This is a genomic window from Phocaeicola vulgatus ATCC 8482 (assembly GCF_000012825.1).
GTDB classification, from domain to species: domain Bacteria; phylum Bacteroidota; class Bacteroidia; order Bacteroidales; family Bacteroidaceae; genus Phocaeicola; species Phocaeicola vulgatus.
Window position 1 is genome coordinate 4,683,593 of the sequence record NC_009614.1, and the last position, 18,771, is coordinate 4,702,363.

The following is an 18,771-nucleotide window of genomic DNA, read 5'->3' on the forward strand; positions in this document are numbered from 1 at the left end:
ACATCCGACAGATTCTTCATTTCGGCAAGAAAGGGTGCACAAGTTTCATCAAATTTCTGATGCCTCTCTATTCTTCTATTTTCCAGCAGTTCCTCAGCCTGTTCACAACTTAAAATATAAAGCCTAACCCTAACGACAAATTGGAAAGGGCCAATTTATCTTTCCCTTCATTCTTCTCGTCAGTAATATTAGCCGATTTCAAACCTTTTTGATAAGCGACATTCAAAAACAAGCGTTTCCAATAAATGCTGCCCTGTACGGCAATTCCCCAATCAAAACGGTTAATATTACCTTTAGGATCGTCCGCATCATCATTCTTGCCAAAGGAGGGATAATCATCTTTGGTTATGGTATGTTTATTTTCTCCATATTTGTCGGGGGATACTGTCAAATATTTATCCGACTCATATTTAAACTTACCAAACAACCCATAAGAGAAGTAAGGCCCCACTCCCAACTGAACCCTAAACGATTCTGACAAAGGTAAAGCATAAGCAAATAAAATAGGAACGTCCAAATATCCCAGATTATGTTTTTGAGTGACACTAGTGCCGCGAGATTCCGTCACATCATATTTCTTATAAGAATCCAAATCGAGCCGATGCGACTTTTTAGTGGTAAATTTATCGTACTCATAAGTGATACCTTTCATAGAAAGTCCAACAGCAGGCTGAATACTGAAGTTTCCAATCACAGGAACATCTATAAAATAATGGATACTGTAACCCATATAGCTTTTATTATTATAATCTTGATCTGCCATAAGATCATTATACTTCCCTGTAGCACTGGTCATATTTAACCCCACACGAATACCGGAAGTAGTTTGTGCTTGTGCCGTGAATGCACATACGGACATAGCCATGATAAAAAACAGTTTCTTCATAATGCAGTATTTTTATTAAAATTTGTAATCTTGTTTCACTCCTTTCATAGTGAACAATAAAGAAGGACGGACAGACCGAGTTTCATCAATAACATACCCAGCTCCTATTCCTGCATAGAAACCTGGATGCATTTTAGATTCCTCTACGTTAGACATGCTGCTCATATTGAGTTCAGCCTTCGCAGTCCACATTAAACCCTGTGCATACGATATTAACGAAATCAGCATTAAAAGTGCTGCAATAATTGTCTTTTCCATACTTCGTAACAATTGACTCTATAAGTTTACATTTGCAAATGTATTGCAACTTTTATATTCAAAAAACCATCATTTGTCAAGATTTACACTAAACACACTAAAGCAGATACCAAGCAGCTAAAATTAACGACTATATATACAATAAATAAATTATGCCAATAAGACAAGCTTGAAAATTTGTAAATTAAGCTTCACATTCCAGCTCTATATGATATGAAATTGGAAGAGCCATCAAAAAAACAGTTCTACTTTTCACACCTCTCCAAGCTGGCAGTATAGAACCATTTAAAACATAAACAAACAGGCGTTCATTTCCGAAGAATAAACGCCTGTTTGTTTTATGTTTCACTGAAGGTGTGTCAAAATGCACACCTTCTGTTTTTTACGCACAAAGCCCCGACTTTCACAAGCTGGGGCTTTGTTATTACCTAAAGATTTTGTATCTTTAGGTAATAAGAATTTCACTATGACAAAGATACATTTTCGTTCTTACAATCCCAACCAAACCGTTCTTTTTCCTCAAAGAATTGATGAGGATATTGCAGAAAACGATCCGGTGCGCATGGTTGACGCCCTGGTTGAGGGCTTGAATCTTGAAAGTTTCAGAAAGCTGTATAAGGAATGCGGGCGTAGCCCTTACCACCCCAGGATGATGCTCAAGGTCATTCTGTATGCCTATATGAACAACATCTACTCCTGCCGGAAAATTGAAAAGCTCCTTCACCGTGACATCCATTATATCTGGCTGGCCGGATATGAGAAACCGGATTTCATCACCATCAACCGTTTCCGCAACCGGGTGAAGAATGAAATCAACGAGGTGTTTACCCAAACCGTACTCCTTCTCTCTTCCAAAGGCTTCATCAGCTTGAATGTGGAATACATTGACGGGACAAAGATTGAGTCCAAAGCCAATAAGTATACTTTCGTCTGGCGGAAAACGGTTGAGCGGAACCGTGAACGCCTGATGAAGAAAATACATATCCTGCTAGGGCAGATAGACAATGTCATCGCCCAGGAGAACTCATCGGAAAGCAATGAGGAGATTGAGTTCACTCCGGCCATGCTGACTGAAATGGCAGGAGAATTGCGTCAAGCACTCGAACAGGTTCCTGAACCCTCCACGAAAGAGGAAAAGACTGCGTTGAAAAAGAAACGCAAACAGCTGAAGGAGTTGGAAGAGCACAGGGACAAGCTACAGGAATACGACAACCGTCTGGACACGCTGCAGGACAGGAATTCCTATTCCAAAACGGACAATGACGCTACTTTCATGAGAATGAAGGAGGATGCCATGCGCAACGGACAGACGAAGCCCGGTTACAACCTTCAAATCGGCACCGAAAATCAGTTCATCACCGATTTTGCACTCTTCCCGAACCCTACGGATACACTGACCCTGATTCCTTTCCTGCAATCTTTTTCAAACAGGTATGACCGGATGGCCCATACGGTGGTTGCTGATTCCGGCTATGGCTCCGAAGAGAATTACCGCTTCATGTCCGAAAACGGCATGGAAGCCTACGTAAAGTACAACTACTTCCACATGGAGCAGCGGCCGAGATTCAAACCGGACCCGTTCAAGGCCGAAAACTTCTACTACAATGAAGAACATGACTTCTGCATCTGCCCTATGGGGCAAAGGATGCGGAGGATAGGCACCAGGAATGTGAAAACCGCATCCGGATATGTCAACGAAAATGCACGGTACAGAGCTGTCAGGTGTGAAGGCTGTCCCCTGCGATGCCGCTGTTTTAAAGCAAAAGGAAACAGGACGATAGAACTGAATCATAGGCTTAGACAATACAAGCGGAGAGCCAAAGAACTGCTCTGCTCTGAGAAAGGACTGAAACACAGAGGGCAGAGATGCATAGAACCGGAAGCCGTGTTCGGACAAATTAAAAACAATATGAACTACAAACGTTTCCGACATTTTGGAAAGGACAAGGTCTTCATGGACTTTGCCTTCCTAGCCATTGCCTTCAATATAAAAAAGATGTGTGCAAAACTGACAAAAAAGGGTATGAACTGGCTGATTAGACTGTTTTATGAGCTTACAACTGCTGTTTTTAGATGCTGGGAACACATAAATCAAAGAAATCTTCAAAAGATCGCAGCTTAAAGAAAGTGAACAGATTTGTATAGTGATGAACAAAAAAAGAGGTGCATCGTGCATTACGACACACCTCCTTTAAAACATAAACAAACAGGCGTTCATTTCCGAAGAATAAACGCCTGTTTGTTTTATGTTTCACTATTCAGCCATATCAACAAATCTTTTTGGCAAGCAACCAATTTTCACTTCTGTTGACGAAGCCGGCTAACTTAAACACTTATTTTATTTCACGAATCAACATTCCCGGATAAAAATCGCCACCCGATACTTTTCGGAAAGTGGTAAAACCAAAGTCCGAACCATAAGCCTGTTCCTCGGAAGCCATATAGCGATTATCCCAAATCAGATTTTCCTTAGGCTGAATCACTCCTACACGCTTATAAGTCATTTTGCCTTCTTTGCTCAATTCAGCTTCCAGCACTTCAAATTTAGACTTTTCAGTGACTCCCTCTTTCAAGCCAATATAAGCTTTCAGGGGAGAAACACTGATTAAGGGAGTATTCACTTTGAACTGGTCAAAATTCTTTTGCAGACTCGCTATATTTTCATCAATGGCACGTTGGCATGCCTTTCGCACCATTTGCTGGGGCTCATCCAAGTTAATACCCAAAAAGGAAGTGTTACTTCCATCACTATGCTGGCTGCCCACATACTTCAACTTGAACATCTTACGGTTATTATTGAAAGCATTCACCTTCTCCTTATTATCCTTATCAGTATAATATTGAGTATAGAATTTTGTTGCAGTCTCTTCATCCCAAACCAGTTGATAGAGATAAGTATCAATATTTACTTTAAACCCCTTATAGGATGCAACCATATCTCCCGTAGAATTACCTAAATCCATATAGGATGTCTCACCGGTGTAAATAGCCGCTGCCGCACCCAGTCCTTTGACAATTCCTCCCCACACACTTGAACCTTTTGAACGGTCAATATAGCGAATGTCATTCACAATAAGAAAAGTATTTCCAATCAAGTCCTCACCGGCATCTTCCAGCAGAGCGTTTCCGCGTTGAGTCTTGGATGCCAGAGCCTTGTCCAGTTCGGAAGCGTTATACAGCCCTCGTTCTTTCACCAGTTCCACATCACAGATCCCTGTCATGTAATCACGGTTAAACCAGCGTCCTACCATACGGCTGGCAATACCATTGTTTCTGATAAATTCATCTATCTCCTCATGGTTTTTATCCAATTTCTTTTCAGAAGTATAGATTACTTTTACACTTAAATCATGGTTATTGTATTTATCAGGAACAGGAATTTTGAGAAAAACATCCTTTATTTCATCACCAAATTCTCTTCCTTCGTGATTGATCATCATGCTATAAAGAGAACTGCGGCGATATTTTATTTCGCCGTCTCCCTGGGCTTGAATTTGAGCGGCGAATACCACCGCCAACAGCTGTATTATAATGAATCTTTTCATTTTTCAAACATTCAATAATTAATAATCCCAATGTTTATCCGGAATGACAGAGGTTATCTTAAACATATTTGTATCCGGGTCAAAACGTGCAATCACTCGAAGAGCCTCTACTTCGGTCAAGTTCTTCTTGTCTTCCGCTAACATATATTGTTTGGCCAAGACCATATCCTCTTCTTTCTCGAACAAGCAAGGCACCAGTACCTTGCCATCCGGATCAATAATCCCCCACTTTCCATCAGACATCACATAAGCCATCTCATTATCAAAGTTGGACGCATTGGCAAATCCCTGCTTCAGACGAACAGACTTTTGCACCCCATCATAAAGATAATACAGGTTATCCTTTTTCACCCATATCAATTTCGGATCGACTATAGGAGCTACACCTTGCCACTCTAAAGGAACGACAACCCGGTTCTGCAAATCAATAGCCCCCCATAATTTGTTCAGGCATACGGATGCATACCCCTGATGAAAATTGCCTATACGGTCATACTTATCGGATACGATTTGTCCTTTCATATCCACATAAAACCAAGAAGCATTTTTTTGTACTCCCAAACGTCCATTGTTCACACTGGTAAGCGAATTGGTATATTCAATAGAAATAACAACTGCCCCTGTAGAATCAATAGCGCCAAAAGCCGATCCCTTTTGTACCACCCGGTATCCTTCATTACTCAGGAAAGCCTTTGACAGGCCACCAATCACCTTGTTCCCCTTTTTATCTATGAAATACAATTCATCATCCAATGAAACCGGAGCTAAATTATGGCTGAAAGCTCCAAACTTTCCCTTTTCTGAAGAAGATATTCTGACCATCACTTCAGCATCCAAATCATAATAAGCTTTAGCTATTTGCTTCTTTTCCACTTTAGCAAGCCTAAGCATATTGTCTGAAGGAGGAAGAATAGCCTGATTGGCAGTTAAAGGAATAATAGTATTTCCATGGATATCTACCAACCCTTGGGATTTCTTATTAATGAAATAAAAATAATCGACCCTTGATGAAGGCAACTGGGACTCAGCGGCATGAGGTTTGGGAAGCAGCAAGCTCTGTATTTCCTGCTTGGTAGCCGGAAATGCAGACTGGTCTGCCTTGGTATAAAAGGCAGCCTCATCAAGCAAAGCTCCGGTTTTCTTATCTCGCAAAACAGGGAAGTTACCCACATCTTCATACTTGGCAGGAATTATTTCCCGCCCATTTTCATTGATTAACCCGAATTTACCTTTAGACACCATGTTGTTCTTTTTATCGTATTTGCCACCGATATTAACCCAACAGATTCCTTGGTTATTGAAACTGCCAATAAAATTATAAGTAGGCTTCACTATGATATTGCCAGCTGAATCAATGAACCCGAACTTCTTGCCTTTCAAGACATATATCAGTTTCTTATTCAAATCTCCCATTGCTTCATAATCGGTTTTCAGGATTTCCTTACCTGTTTTATCAATCAACCCCCATTTTTCACCTGTATTGCTACTAGCTTTATTGCCTATGAGCCCACCCGTGGTTAGCATTACTCCTTTTTTAGTATTTCCACCTTCAGCGACGGGGCAAACCCCGTTATAAAATTCACCGATATATGTATATTTCCGTTTTGTAATGATTTCACCATCTTCATTAATCAGACTGTATTTTCCATCTTTTCCTATTTTAGCGATACCGTCTTTAAAGGGAGTAGCTTCATCATATTTATATTTTATCACTACCGTCCCGTCTTCCGTCATAAAGCCATAACGCCCCTTTTCATTCTGCACGGCCTTCAACCTCTGAGCTTGCACAGAGCCACTGACCAGCACCAGCAGACATAGAATTAGGATAACTTTTTTATTTCTCATATTCTCTTTATTTAAAATCATTTGAACTTGAATTAATGGAGCCAAGTAATATTAGTAGTAACCGGTTGCTGCCCATTACCAAATGCTACACCTATAGCTCTGGCAGCTTCTATCCTCTGCTTTTTCAGCCCCACTTCATCCTTATATTTCTCACGATTCTCAAAATTCCAATCACTGGTCACCTTTTGCTTTATTTCATTATACAAAGCTTTAGCTTCACCTTCACAACTGCTTCCCGGTTCAATGAAAACCAACCAGTCAAAAGCCTTTGAAGCACCTTCCGCATCGGGTGACTTCGCCCATTCGGATCTGGCGTATTGCATAATCAATTGACAATTATAATTCACATATTGAGTATAATAAGTGTCTATCAGTTTACTAGCTTCCTCATAGCCGACACAACATTCAGGAATAGAGGTAACATAATACAATGCAGCATCATACTCATGCATAGAAGCACTTTTTTGCGCTTTTACCAATATTTGCCTGTAATTACTATTATACCAAGAGATAATTTTTTCTTTCCCTTCGCGTATAAATTCTTGTATTTTCACGTTATTGCCATTTATTGCACGGAAAGCATTGATATATGCCCGGTTAATATTAGTACCTACTCCTTTTGCATCCACAGTGAGAGTAGAAAATACTTTCTGCCCTACTGCATCGCCTATATACAAAGTCAATTGAACAGTAAGCGCTGTACTGACAGGAGGACCGGACAATGTTTCCTTATATAAAGTATTGGTCTTAGCTGTGATAAAGAATGGTGTAAAATTGGAATTGGCAACACTCCCCTGACCGGCCACTGCCGCAGCTAAACGATTTCCTAAAATCTCTTGTACCTGGGATGGAAGTTCCTCTTTCTGGGCAGCTTTAGCTATGGTAAGGCTTATCTCACAATCCTGTGCTGCCACAGAGATGGCACAACATGCGCACCAAGCGGCAAATATCATATTCCTTATTTTCATATCTTTTCTATTTTTCTCCGATAACCAATTCAGCTTTACCTAACCCTTTCGTCATTACTTTGCAGGTAAGATTGGCTTTCTGATTGAGATATTTGCGCAAATCATTTGCAAAGCTTCTTGTATCTCTAGCCATTCCATTTTCACGATAAAGCGGAATGCGTACCTGCTCAAAAAGCATCATATTCTCAGTTGCATCAGTTAAACTAAAACGATGAGCCACCGTATTCTGCGCCACCCAATCTTCTATGATTTCCTGTAGTTCAGCCCCCCCAAATTCACTTTCCAAATTAACGCCGCTCCCATTATCAAACACACGGACTTCTAATGCCACTTCACGGCCATTAGCCATCAAATCATCAAAATGTTTCTGTAATTGACTTACGAAAGCATCCATCTTGTCTACTACCGCTTCTTCCAACAATACTGCCACTTCAGCAGCCATAGAAGGTTCTCCCGTACCTTGCGTCGCTGCGACCTGCTTATTAGTGTAGGCATCCAAGCCTCGCAAAGTATAAGTAACAGAACGTTTGGGACCCATTGTATTAATATTCCAAACTACTTCAATCAGAATATCAGCTTTAGCTCTATTCATTAACCGATCCAAAGGAGACTCTGCCAGTGAAGCTCCCGAAGTAGAACTGGTAGTCATCTCATGTTCCGCCGAACTCTGCTCTATGGAACGAATAGAAGATGCCATATCCTTCAACGGAAAATCTTTTTCAGCCATCAATTCACCTATTTTCGTTATGACATTCACCAAGTTCAAATCATTATCCAATGCCTTTTTATAATCCGGAATTTCAGTAATAGTGCCTTGATTGTTATATTTTTGTGTATAACCATTATGGGTACACCACACATTAGCGGGAACAACCATAATGGTGGGTTTTTTAGCCTGCCCATACACTCCGGTGTGTATAAGTGCTACAAGAAATAAAATAGCATATAATTTTTTCATGTTTTTCTGTCTTTATGGTTTTAAAATTTTATCTTCTATCAGTTTCTGCTGTAATTGAGAACGAAGCACACGCACCGTAGTGGAATAAGAAATTTGGGTTTTATTAGAAGCCTTCGTGTTAGAATTTGTTTTCTTATCTTCCATACTTACATACTTCAGATATTCCCCTCCGTCTCTAAAAAAGTCGTTAAAATAAGATGCATACCGTTCCTGTGCATTCACTTCTGTTATCAAAGGGCGCACACTACATTCACGACTACCGGCAACAACACCTTTGAACAAGACATCTCTTACTGCATTTTTCTTTGCCTGCTCTATAGCATCTGTACGATTTTTCCCTCTGCCCCAGGCGCGAAGTGTTTCCGACCCATCCAGTTCTACTCCCAAACATTCACTCTCAAAGGAATGATAGGAAGAAACACTTTTTTTGCTGCTGCATCCGGCAAGGATAAGTAAAAGCAGACATCCCAATTTCCACGTATAAAACAGATGTTTCATAATTTTTTCTTCTTTAAAATTCATAGTCTAATTTCAATGATACAAGTTACCATTATTCAGATTAATCACATCACGAGCCTGCCGGGCAAAAGCAGACAATAATCCGTCAGCCAGTATCAGAAAAGTAACAATCAACCTCTTATACATAAGCTAAAATCCATTATTTAGTCCTTTAATAACTCCGGCTGATACCAGCTCTTGATAGAGGGCGTCTTTCGCAACGGAAACCACTGCTGAAATTCGATACTGCTTTCCCATCTTCACCACTGAAAGATTCTCTCCTACCATATTGGCAAAATTCATGTAAGAACCTCCTTTTTGGAAAAAGACATCAAAATAATCCTGATGTTGCTGTTCTACCACCATACTTCCTGCCAAAGGTTTCTGCCGGGTGCGTGAAGTCTGGCTGGAAAATCCTTTAAAAAGCACCCCATGAACTGCACACTTCTTGATCACATCGACATCCAATTTACTTTTCTTCTGGATTACTGTCACTTTTACCAAATAAATACCTTGTGCACCTACTCCTTCTCCCTCTATCTCATATTTTAAAGGGTCATCACCTGCGTGCGCTCCAATACAGATGAATACAAAAAGAACCGTCATAATGATTCTACCGACAAATTTCACATTCATTACTCTCATAATTCTATTCTTTAATTATATATTATTGTTCACACCCTTCTTTACCGGCAAACTGCAAATATTCATCCTTCACTTTCCGATAATACTCTCCCATCAATTCGCCCGTATTCTTCTGAATCTTTTCTTCAAGATCTTCTAACACATATTTCAAAAAACCACAATGATTACTACCTCCTGCTATAGCAGTAGCTGTAGACCCACCAAGGGCATCTACCTCATCCATAGAAACTCCCAGATTAATTCCGGATGAAGGCTTATTTTGATTTCTGCTTTCATCTTTAAAAGAATTAGAGTTTGTAGATTCCAAATCATTATGCACACTTGCAATGTAACCAATCGTATTCAACGTTCTTTTCTTCTTGTCCTTTTTGGCTTGCTTCAGCGCTAACGCTACTTCTCCATTATCCGGATCCAATTCTGCCGCTATCTTCAGATGCTCCATTCCTTTAGAATAAATGCCATCAGTCACTTGCCCTTTTCCCATATAATAGTGGGCCATGGCATAGTCCGGAATCAAATCTGTCAATAAATTAAACATACCCCAAGCACCTGCCACTCCCTTTTTTTCTTCTTTCAAAAAGGATTCTGTCACATCCTCTGCAAAGCCATCAGAGAGTTGTCCCTTCGTATCTATCCAACCGAGTACGGAATTCAGCCAAACAGGTGCTTTGCCATCCACAAAACTACCTATATAATCAATCCTTCCCGGTAGTAATAAAGCACCTTGACTATTATATAGCCCCATTGCAAGACTTTTGGCAATCCAGACCTTTGCCGATACATCATAATATACCCATTGATAAACACAAGGCAATATAGTACGCCCATATATATCCAAAGCCCCCCATTTATCCTGCTTGCAAGCAAGAACAAATCCATCTTCTGCTATTATAAGTTCCTCATATTCTGTAGGAATTACAGTTTGTCCTCCCACTACAAGGCCCATTTTACCATTATCTTCCCTTATTCTGAGAGAATCGGTTATAACTTCTGCTCCAGGATTATTAATTTTTTCATTGACCTCTCTGCTACATTCAGCGATTTTATCAAGCAAATCATCAAAATCACCGTTCCCTTTCGCATTTTTCACTTCTTCTTGTTTCTGGCGATATACCTTATTGGATATAGGAACGCTTATCATTGCTTCTTCTAGAATATATTTACATGGGACAACGATTTCTCCCCTTAAATTAATAGCCCCGAACTTACCATCTTGCTTGATTGTAGCCAACATGTTATCTCTAAAATTATCAGCGTAATCAAATTGAGGTTCAATGACAAATTCTCCTTTTTTATTTATAAAGCCAAACTTGCCATTCTTCTTTACCGCAGACAGTCCTAAATTAAATCCATGAATATCATCTGCATTTTCAAACTGCGGTTTAATTATAAAACGATTGTGTATGTCTATAAAACCTACTTTTCCTCCTAAAACTACTCCTGCCAACTTTTCTGTAAATCTCTTGGTCACCCCTTCATATTGTGGAGAAATCAACCAATTTATCTCATAATCCTGATTTACTAAAGCCGCATCCCATCCACCAAACATAGAATTACCCCTATATTTTGAATTTTCCCACCATCCTTTATTTTCGGTCTGCTCATATCCCCATTTCTTTGTTACAGCATTTTGGCGCGCCTTCTGTGCATAAAAACTAAAAGGTATAGCACAGCATAATAAAAACAATATTACTTTTTTTACTTCATTCATATACATGTCTTTTTTTAACCTTATGCGGCTTCAAAGAAAAACAATTAACGTCATTTTACAAATTCACAAAACCAAGAGAAAGTATCAAACAGCCTAACAAGCATACTATTCTATCTAAATTAACGACTATATAGCCTCATTTCCATATACCGCAAAGGGAAAATTAAGCACTAAAAACAAAAAAAGCAGCAATCTCACGACTCCTGCTTTTCCACTGTGACTTAAAATCACTTTCTATAAACTTGTATTTTCAACGTCATCAATAGATTCACTACAACAAATAAAACCTATCCTGCAATTCTTTTCTGAACTTCTTGGAAACCTGAAGTTCCGTAATATTCTCAAACGGGGGAAACATGACGCAGCGGTTCTCCTTAATCATCATCAGATAATTGATATTAATGATATACGACTGATGGATCTGGACGAAGCAGGAGTCATATCCCTTGATATGATCGGCCGTAGTATTTTTCTTCAGCAGCAAAGGCAGCTGGTTGTTCAGCACCACTTCCCACAGTTTCCGGTCGGAGTTATAACGGAAAAAACCGATGTCAATGGAGCGCAGAATGCGCAAGTCATTGATGGGTGTGGATATCATAAAAGTATGCTCGCCGGCCGAATACACACGCGGAGGGATAACCAAAGATGCGGCTGCCGACTCTTCCGCCTTTTTCATGAAGCGGTCAATGATCCCTTCCAGCTCCTTCTTATCTATAGGCTTCAGCAAGTAGTCGAAAGCTGCCCCACGAATAGCATAAATCATGTACTTATCATAAGCTGTATAGAACACAATCTGCATATTCCAAGTGATTGCCCCCCTTAGCTGTTCCAGCAGTTCCATGCCCTTCATGTCCGGCAATTCCACGTCCAGAAACAGCAAGTCCGGATGAACCTTTTCCAGCAGTTTCCGGCCATTCGCACCGTTACGTGCCATCCCGTCTATAGACAGCCTGTTATATTTCTTCAGCTCCAGACAAAGATTGTCCGCAGAGAACTCATCATCATCAATTATTACGACCCTGTATAGTTTATCCATAGTAAACAATCCTGCTTTAGTTATTAACGGAACAAAAGTATTAAAACATGTTTTAACGCACAAACCCGACACTCCGGTTATGGAACTATAGCGACCGTTTCGGACACTATCCTAGCAAAAATAATAACTAAACCATCTTTTTCAAATTATAATCATAGCCTTGGGGCAGGAAGACAGCAAACTCGCAACCGGTTTCTCCGTCTTCCAGCTGCACATTGGTTATGGATATGTCGATATGCTTTTTATTGTTGGCGTTCAACAACTGTATGGTTTGAAGAATCACTTTTATACCGGTGCCTGTACCATGGTTGGCACTGTTTATCCGGTAACCTCCCCCATTGTCACGCACCTTGACGCAGATTCCCTCCCCGGTCTTCTTGATATCAATCCACAGTCTTTTCATCCCCTCTTTGTCCTTCAGGGCATGCTTGATGGCATTTTCTATCGGAATCTGTATCATCATGGAAGGAAGTATTTCTTGGTCAAGATGGATGGCAGCATCTATGGATGTGGACAGTATAAAGCTATCTCCCAATGCTTCACGTTCCAGGTTGATAAACGTATTGACAAAGTCCAGTTCCTCGGCCATGGTAACGCACAGCTGTTCGGTCAGTTCCAGGTTGCGCCGCATCAGCTTTACCAACCCACGCATATTTCCGGCCTGCTCATCGGTGTAGTTTCCCATCTCACGGTTCAGAATGTTAAAAATGAAATGGGGGGAAACCCGGTTACGGATATTCTCCATACGCAAAGTGGCAATCATATTCTGACTTTTCATTTGCAGCAGGAAACGCTGTCTCTTGTTGTACATGTAAACAAAAACAACGAGCCCCAAAATACAGATGCAGGCAAACATCCACAGGTAAAGCGTCTGATTCAGCGCCAGTACTTCATTCTCTTTTTGCTGGATAAAAATTTTCTGCTTCATCAGCGTGGTGTCCTGACTGTATTTCAGATCAATTTCAGCTGTACGCATTTTAATACGCTCATTACGTGTAGAATCATCAATACGCTGATTTTCCATTTGATAATAATAGGCTTGTTTGAAATCCCCCACCTCTTCAAAATAATGTTGCAGGTAACGGTTACGGATATGCTGCATATTCGGTTCCACATAATCAGGCTGTATAGCCTCAGACATACGTTTACGTGCTAAAGACAAGTTATTCTGCTTCAAGGCAAGTTCAATCAATTGGGTATCCAAATAATAGAGAGCCGTCTGATTTTCGATAGAACGAAAAAAATCACTGCAAAGGTTTAAATAGTATGCGGCAGAATCAACCTGATTCATCAATAGAAAAGTTTCTCCCAAATTCATTTCAGTCAGATGTTCCTCAAAAATCATATCCGGATAAGAACGAGCTAACAATAATGATTTTCTGAAAAATTCCAAAGCATTAGGATAATCAGCACGAAAATAATAAGAATTACCACGATTATTCAAATAAATATGTTTCTCAAATGGAAGCATCTTATCATATTGCCGGGCAGCCAGTTCATAGTAATGATCACAAGACGTAAAATCACGAAGTTCCATATAAACCTGTGCCAATCCGTAATAAACAGGAAAACGTTTTTCTTCAGGAATCTTCAATGAATCACAGTAAGACAAAGCTTTACGATACCACATCGCGCCTTTATCATAATGACCGGTACGGACAAAAGCATCAGCCAAATTAATAGAAATATCATGAAGCATATCTCTGTTACTACCCTTCAAACGATAATCAAATGCTTTTTGAAAACATACCACTGAAGAATCTGTCAACCCTTGACGAGCACATACATTACCCCGCATATTGTAAATCTCAGCATACAAATCATTAATTAACGATGACGGTTCAGCTCCATCGCAAAATACTTCCGCTCTATCCATGCTAAGTTTAGCCGAATCCATCTCGGATTTAAACATATATGCTTTTGCCAAAAGAACAAGATAATGGTAATACGCCACACTATCTGTGGCAACCGACATTTGCCTGGCAGTCCGGGTACATACATAACTAGGATTTTTTGACAATGAATCAATTATAAAATCATAATACTGCATATAGATATCCATTTGGGTCTTTTTATAAGTTCCGGAACTTGTACAAGATACTCCCCATATACAAAATAATACACTATACCATAAAAATTTAAATATCAAATGTATGTTCTCCATCTTATCCTCCTTCATAGCTTATTGACAAACATAAGCAAAAATAAACACAACCATATACTTTTATTAAAATTTATTTGACCCAAACAGCCTTTTAGATAAAATTTACACAAAGATGAAGATTCACTTTGTCATGTCATGAAACATCCCTACCTTTGAAAAAAGAATTTATAAACGAAGAAACATGGAAACACTATCTAATTCTATCCTGACTGTACAAATAGCCGAGCATGGCGCCGAGCTTCAAAGTATCAAAAAGGATGGCAAAGAATATCTTTGGCAGGGCGACGCTAAATTTTGGGGACGGCGTTCACCTGTCCTTTTCCCTATAGTAGGACGTGTGTGGAACAATAAATACCGTCATGCCGGAAACACTTATGAAATAGGACAACACGGTTTTGCACGTGATATGGACTTCAAACTAACCTATAAAGAAGACAAAGGAGCTGTATATTGGTTGGAAAGCACTCCTGATACATTGGGCAAGTTTCCTTTTCCCTTCCGCCTGCTGGTGGGATATTTATTGGAGGAAAATAAAATCACCGTAAAATGGCGTGTAGAAAATCTGGGAGCTATGGATATGTATTTCCAGATTGGAGCACACCCAGCTTTCTATTTCCCCGAGTTCGATGCTGCTACAAAGGATCGTGGCTTCTTTGTTTTTGACCGAAAGTCTGACTTAGAATATATCATGCCAACCGAAAAGGGGTGCGTATCACCAGAACGTCATGTACTAAAATTAAACAAAGAAGGGCTGATGCCAATTGATATTCATACTTTTGATTGTGACACTTATATTTTTGACAATAAACAACTGAAAAAAATAACCTTACTGGATAAAAAGAAAAAGCCCCATATCAGCTTGGAATTTAATTCTCCATTGGTAGCTTTGTGGTCTCCTACCAAGACACATCCCGATTGCCCATTTGTTTGCATTGAACCATGGTATGGACGTTGCGATTCTGTAGGGTATTCGGGCGAATTAAAGGACCGTGAATGGATACAGAAATTGGAACCAAAAGAAACGTTTGATGTAGAATATAAAATCATTATAGAGTAATAAAGAATAACGGGGTATGCACGATGAGTCACACCCCGTCTTTTTTGCTTACCGACTTCCCAAATACAAAAATATCATACCAATAAGTACCAGTGCCAAATCCACAGCCTTGCTTTTAAGATTCTTCTCACGGAATACCATTGCACCAAATAGAAAAGAAACAAGCACACTGCCACGCCTTACCATAGATACTATGGAAATCATTGCACCGTCCAAGCTTAAGGCATAGAAATAAACAAAATCAGCTGCCGACAGAAAAATAGATATCAGAATAATACACCAATGCCAATGAAACGGAGTGGTAGATTTGCGCTTCGGCCACCATAACAACATCAAAACACCTCCCATCATAAACAATTGATAGATATTATACCATGACTGTACAATCATTCTATCCAGTCCGATACCTCCTTGATCGACAGGCGCCATGAGATACTTGTCATAAAGCCCGCTGACCGCTCCCAACACAGCTGCCATTACCACATAATAAATCCATTTATTATGTTTGAAATCTATTCCCTCTTTCTTTCCGCTGCGGCTCAGCATAAAAAAAGAGAAGACAGCCATCAGCACACCAATCCATTGGTAAAAATTCAATCGCTCACCAAAGACCACTAAAGCTCCCACCAACACCATCACCGGACGAGTAGCGTTTATAGGTCCCACAATTGTGATAGGCAGATTCTTCATCCCAAAATATCCCAATATCCACGACGAAAGGACAATAACAGATTTCAACACCACATAGCGATGCACCTCCCACCCTGCAACAGGCACATAAAAAATAGAATCCTCCAATATTCCCGGCCTCCACACTGACAATACAATAAAAGGAAGAAATATCAAACTAGAGAACAACGTATTCAGAAATAATACCGGAATAACCGCATTGTCCTTCAACGACTGTTTCTTAAATACATCATAGAATCCCAGCAATGCAGCCGAGAGAAATGCCAAAAGTAACCACATCATATCTTTTACCTTATTTAAAACAGAAGGCAAAGTTACAACAAAAAATAAACAAAGAAGTGTAGATTTTGATATAAATGGCACGGAAATAAAAGAAAAGGGGGATAGAGAAATACATCTCCACCACCCCTTCTTTTATTTATGAATATTCTCTCAGACTTTCGCCCGATGCTTATACTCGATTAAATTCCCAGTGATTTTCTTACGGCTTCCACCTTTTCCTCAGCAGCTGCATTAGCAGCATCGAAACATTTGTGGCAACCCATTTCACCTTTTACTTCCACATAAAATTTGATTTTAGGTTCTGTTCCTGACGGGCGAACTGAAATCTTAGTTCCATCTTCCGTAAAATATTGCAATACGTTACTAGCCTCCGGCATATCTATTTCTGTTATATTCCCGTTACCATCTGTCACCTTCAAAGTTTTAAAGTCCTTGACAAGAACAACCTTAGAACCGCCTATTTCTCTCGGAGGATTAGAACGGAAGTTTTCCATCATTGCCTTAATCTCTTCTGCCCCGCTCTTTCCTGGTTTCACAACATTCACAGTAGTTTCTTTTGAGAAACCATACTCCACATAAATATCAAGCAAAACTTCGAACAAGGTCTTGCCCTGGTCTTTTGCCCAAGCACAAATCTCCGCCAACAATGTACAAGCAGAAACAGCATCTTTATCACGGACAAAGTCTTCGGCCAGGAATCCGTAGCTTTCTTCACCACCTCCGATGTATTGCTGTTTGCCTTCACGCAAACGGATTTCACGTGCAATCCACTTGAATCCGGTATAGCAATCCAACATTTCGATGTGATTCTTGTCTGCGACAGATTTAATCAGTTCCGTAGTAACGATAGTCTTCACAATGAAATCATCATCCTTCATCTTACCCATCGCAATACGGTTCTTTATTATATAATACAAGAACAGCAAACAGGTTTGGTTACCATTGATCAGCACCCATTCTCCTTTGTCATTTTTACAAGCCATACCTACGCGGTCAGCATCCGGATCGCTAGCCATTACAATGTCAGCGTCTATTTTCTTAGCCAAATCAATAGCCATAGACAAAGCCTCGGCATTTTCCGGATTCGGAGAGACAACAGTCGGAAAATCGCCACTCTTCACCATTTGTTCAGGCACGGTATGTACATTTTCAAATCCCCATTGCTTCAATGCACGCGGAATCAACATCATACCTGTACCATGAATCGGAGTATACACAATTTTCAAATCCTTCTGACGCTTGATCACTTCAGGATCAATAGAAATTGTTTTCACTTTATTCAAATAGACGCTGTCTACCTCTTCGCCCACAATCTGAATCAGATCCTTGTTACCTTCAAACTTGATGTCAGTAGCCGATGAAATCTTGTTCACCTCATCAATGATACCCTTATCGTGCGGAGCCAATACTTGTGCACCATCATCCCAATAAGCCTTGTAACCATTGTATTCTCTCGGATTATGAGAGGCAGTAATATTGATACCGCTCTGGCAACCGAAATGACGGATAGCAAATGACATTTCAGGAGTAGGACGCATATCTTCAAACAAATATACTTTAATACCGTTCGCAGAAAAGATATTGGCAGAAATTTCCGCAAACAAACGGCTGTTGTTACGGCAATCATGACCTACCACAACAGATATCTGATCGAGATCTTTAAAATTTTTATTTAGATAATTGGACAAACCTTGAGTAGCAGCACCTACCGTATAAATATTCATACGGTTACTGCCCACGCCCATAATACCACGCAAACCACCTGTCCCAAACTCCAAATCTTTATAAAATGCTTCAATCAAATCAGTCTTATCGGGATTCGCCAACATTTTCTTAATTTCAGCCTGTGTTTCGGCATCATAAGCAGGTGTTAACCATTTCTCTGCTTTCTCTGTCACTTGCTTTATCAATTCTTCATTTTCCATAATTTTTTGTTATTTATAAGGTTTATAATTACATCCGATTTTTACGTCTTGACAAATGTAAAAGAATTAAATTAAAAATCCTAGAAATTTGAAAGAAGAAAATTAGAGATATAAAGGATTATCCCCCTAAAATAATCTGTCATAAAAAAGCAGAAGACCATACAAGGTAAAAAAACACTACTATATAACAGTCAGAAAAGTTCCCAGGCATCCTGAATACAATCTAAAAAACTATCTTATTATGCACAGGAGCAGGATCATAACCTGCCCCTCCACTAATTAATCAGACTTTCAGAACATACA

15 protein-coding genes are annotated in these 18,771 nt (G+C 39.8%); 2 read left to right on the forward strand and 13 right to left on the reverse strand.

Annotated elements, in window-relative coordinates; translation table 11 throughout:
- Window positions 1-109: 109 nt before the first annotated feature.
- Both BVU_RS19000 and BVU_RS19005 read right to left on the reverse strand, forming a co-directional pair.
- Window positions 110-886 carry a porin family protein gene (locus BVU_RS19000; RefSeq protein ID WP_005841703.1) on the reverse strand — a complete coding sequence of 259 codons (777 nt, stop codon included), beginning with the start codon at window positions 884-886 and terminating at the stop codon, window positions 110-112.
- 15 nt (window positions 887-901) lie between these two features.
- On the reverse strand, window positions 902-1,144 hold the full coding sequence (locus BVU_RS19005; protein ID WP_012055904.1) for a hypothetical protein: 243 nt from the start codon (window positions 1,142-1,144) through the stop codon (window positions 902-904).
- Window positions 1,145-1,610: 466 nt separating this feature from the next.
- Between BVU_RS19005 and BVU_RS19010 the strand changes: the two genes are divergently transcribed.
- Window positions 1,611-3,266, forward strand: coding sequence for an IS1182 family transposase (locus tag BVU_RS19010; RefSeq protein WP_011965154.1), 1,656 nt, complete (start codon window positions 1,611-1,613; stop codon window positions 3,264-3,266).
- Between the two features lie 211 nt (window positions 3,267-3,477).
- Here BVU_RS19010 and BVU_RS19015 read toward each other — a convergent pair whose 3' ends face one another.
- The 9 genes from BVU_RS19015 to BVU_RS19055 form a co-directional block, all read right to left on the reverse strand.
- Window positions 3,478-4,689: a hypothetical protein gene (locus BVU_RS19015; RefSeq protein WP_005852081.1), complete on the reverse strand. Its 1,212-nt coding sequence runs from the start codon at window positions 4,687-4,689 to the stop codon at window positions 3,478-3,480.
- A gap of 18 nt (window positions 4,690-4,707) precedes the next feature.
- A complete protein-coding gene (locus tag BVU_RS19020; protein ID WP_005841561.1) occupies window positions 4,708-6,555 on the reverse strand; it encodes a WG repeat-containing protein in 1,848 nt (615 codons plus the stop codon).
- 11 nt (window positions 6,556-6,566) lie between these two features.
- A complete protein-coding gene (locus tag BVU_RS19025; RefSeq protein ID WP_012055906.1) occupies window positions 6,567-7,502 on the reverse strand; it encodes a hypothetical protein in 936 nt (311 codons plus the stop codon).
- A gap of 7 nt (window positions 7,503-7,509) precedes the next feature.
- A complete protein-coding gene (locus BVU_RS19030; protein WP_005841565.1) occupies window positions 7,510-8,460 on the reverse strand; it encodes a DUF6175 family protein in 951 nt (316 codons plus the stop codon).
- Window positions 8,461-8,472: 12 nt separating this feature from the next.
- Entirely contained in the window at window positions 8,473-8,958 is a 486-nt protein-coding gene (locus tag BVU_RS19035) for a hypothetical protein (RefSeq protein WP_005852087.1), read from the reverse strand.
- Between the two features lie 150 nt (window positions 8,959-9,108).
- Window positions 9,109-9,603: a hypothetical protein gene (locus BVU_RS19040; RefSeq protein ID WP_005841569.1), complete on the reverse strand. Its 495-nt coding sequence runs from the start codon at window positions 9,601-9,603 to the stop codon at window positions 9,109-9,111.
- A 22-nt stretch (window positions 9,604-9,625) separates the two neighbouring features.
- Entirely contained in the window at window positions 9,626-11,320 is a 1,695-nt protein-coding gene (locus tag BVU_RS19045; RefSeq protein WP_008670056.1) for a WG repeat-containing protein, read from the reverse strand.
- Between the two features lie 265 nt (window positions 11,321-11,585).
- Complete coding sequence (locus BVU_RS19050) at window positions 11,586-12,350, reverse strand: LytR/AlgR family response regulator transcription factor (protein ID WP_005841573.1); 765 nt, start codon at window positions 12,348-12,350, stop codon at window positions 11,586-11,588.
- A gap of 127 nt (window positions 12,351-12,477) precedes the next feature.
- Window positions 12,478-14,529: a tetratricopeptide repeat-containing sensor histidine kinase gene (locus BVU_RS19055; RefSeq protein WP_012055907.1), complete on the reverse strand. Its 2,052-nt coding sequence runs from the start codon at window positions 14,527-14,529 to the stop codon at window positions 12,478-12,480.
- A 166-nt stretch (window positions 14,530-14,695) separates the two neighbouring features.
- Here BVU_RS19055 and BVU_RS19060 point away from each other — a divergent pair, with 166 nt between their 5' ends.
- A complete protein-coding gene (locus BVU_RS19060; RefSeq protein WP_005841577.1) occupies window positions 14,696-15,571 on the forward strand; it encodes an aldose 1-epimerase family protein in 876 nt (291 codons plus the stop codon).
- 48 nt (window positions 15,572-15,619) lie between these two features.
- Here BVU_RS19060 and BVU_RS19065 read toward each other — a convergent pair whose 3' ends face one another.
- On the reverse strand, window positions 15,620-16,540 hold the full coding sequence (locus BVU_RS19065; RefSeq protein ID WP_005841579.1) for a DMT family transporter: 921 nt from the start codon (window positions 16,538-16,540) through the stop codon (window positions 15,620-15,622).
- A gap of 182 nt (window positions 16,541-16,722) precedes the next feature.
- Window positions 16,723-18,468, reverse strand: coding sequence for a phospho-sugar mutase (locus BVU_RS19070; protein WP_005841583.1), 1,746 nt, complete (start codon window positions 18,466-18,468; stop codon window positions 16,723-16,725).
- Between the last annotated feature and the right edge of the window lie 303 nt (window positions 18,469-18,771).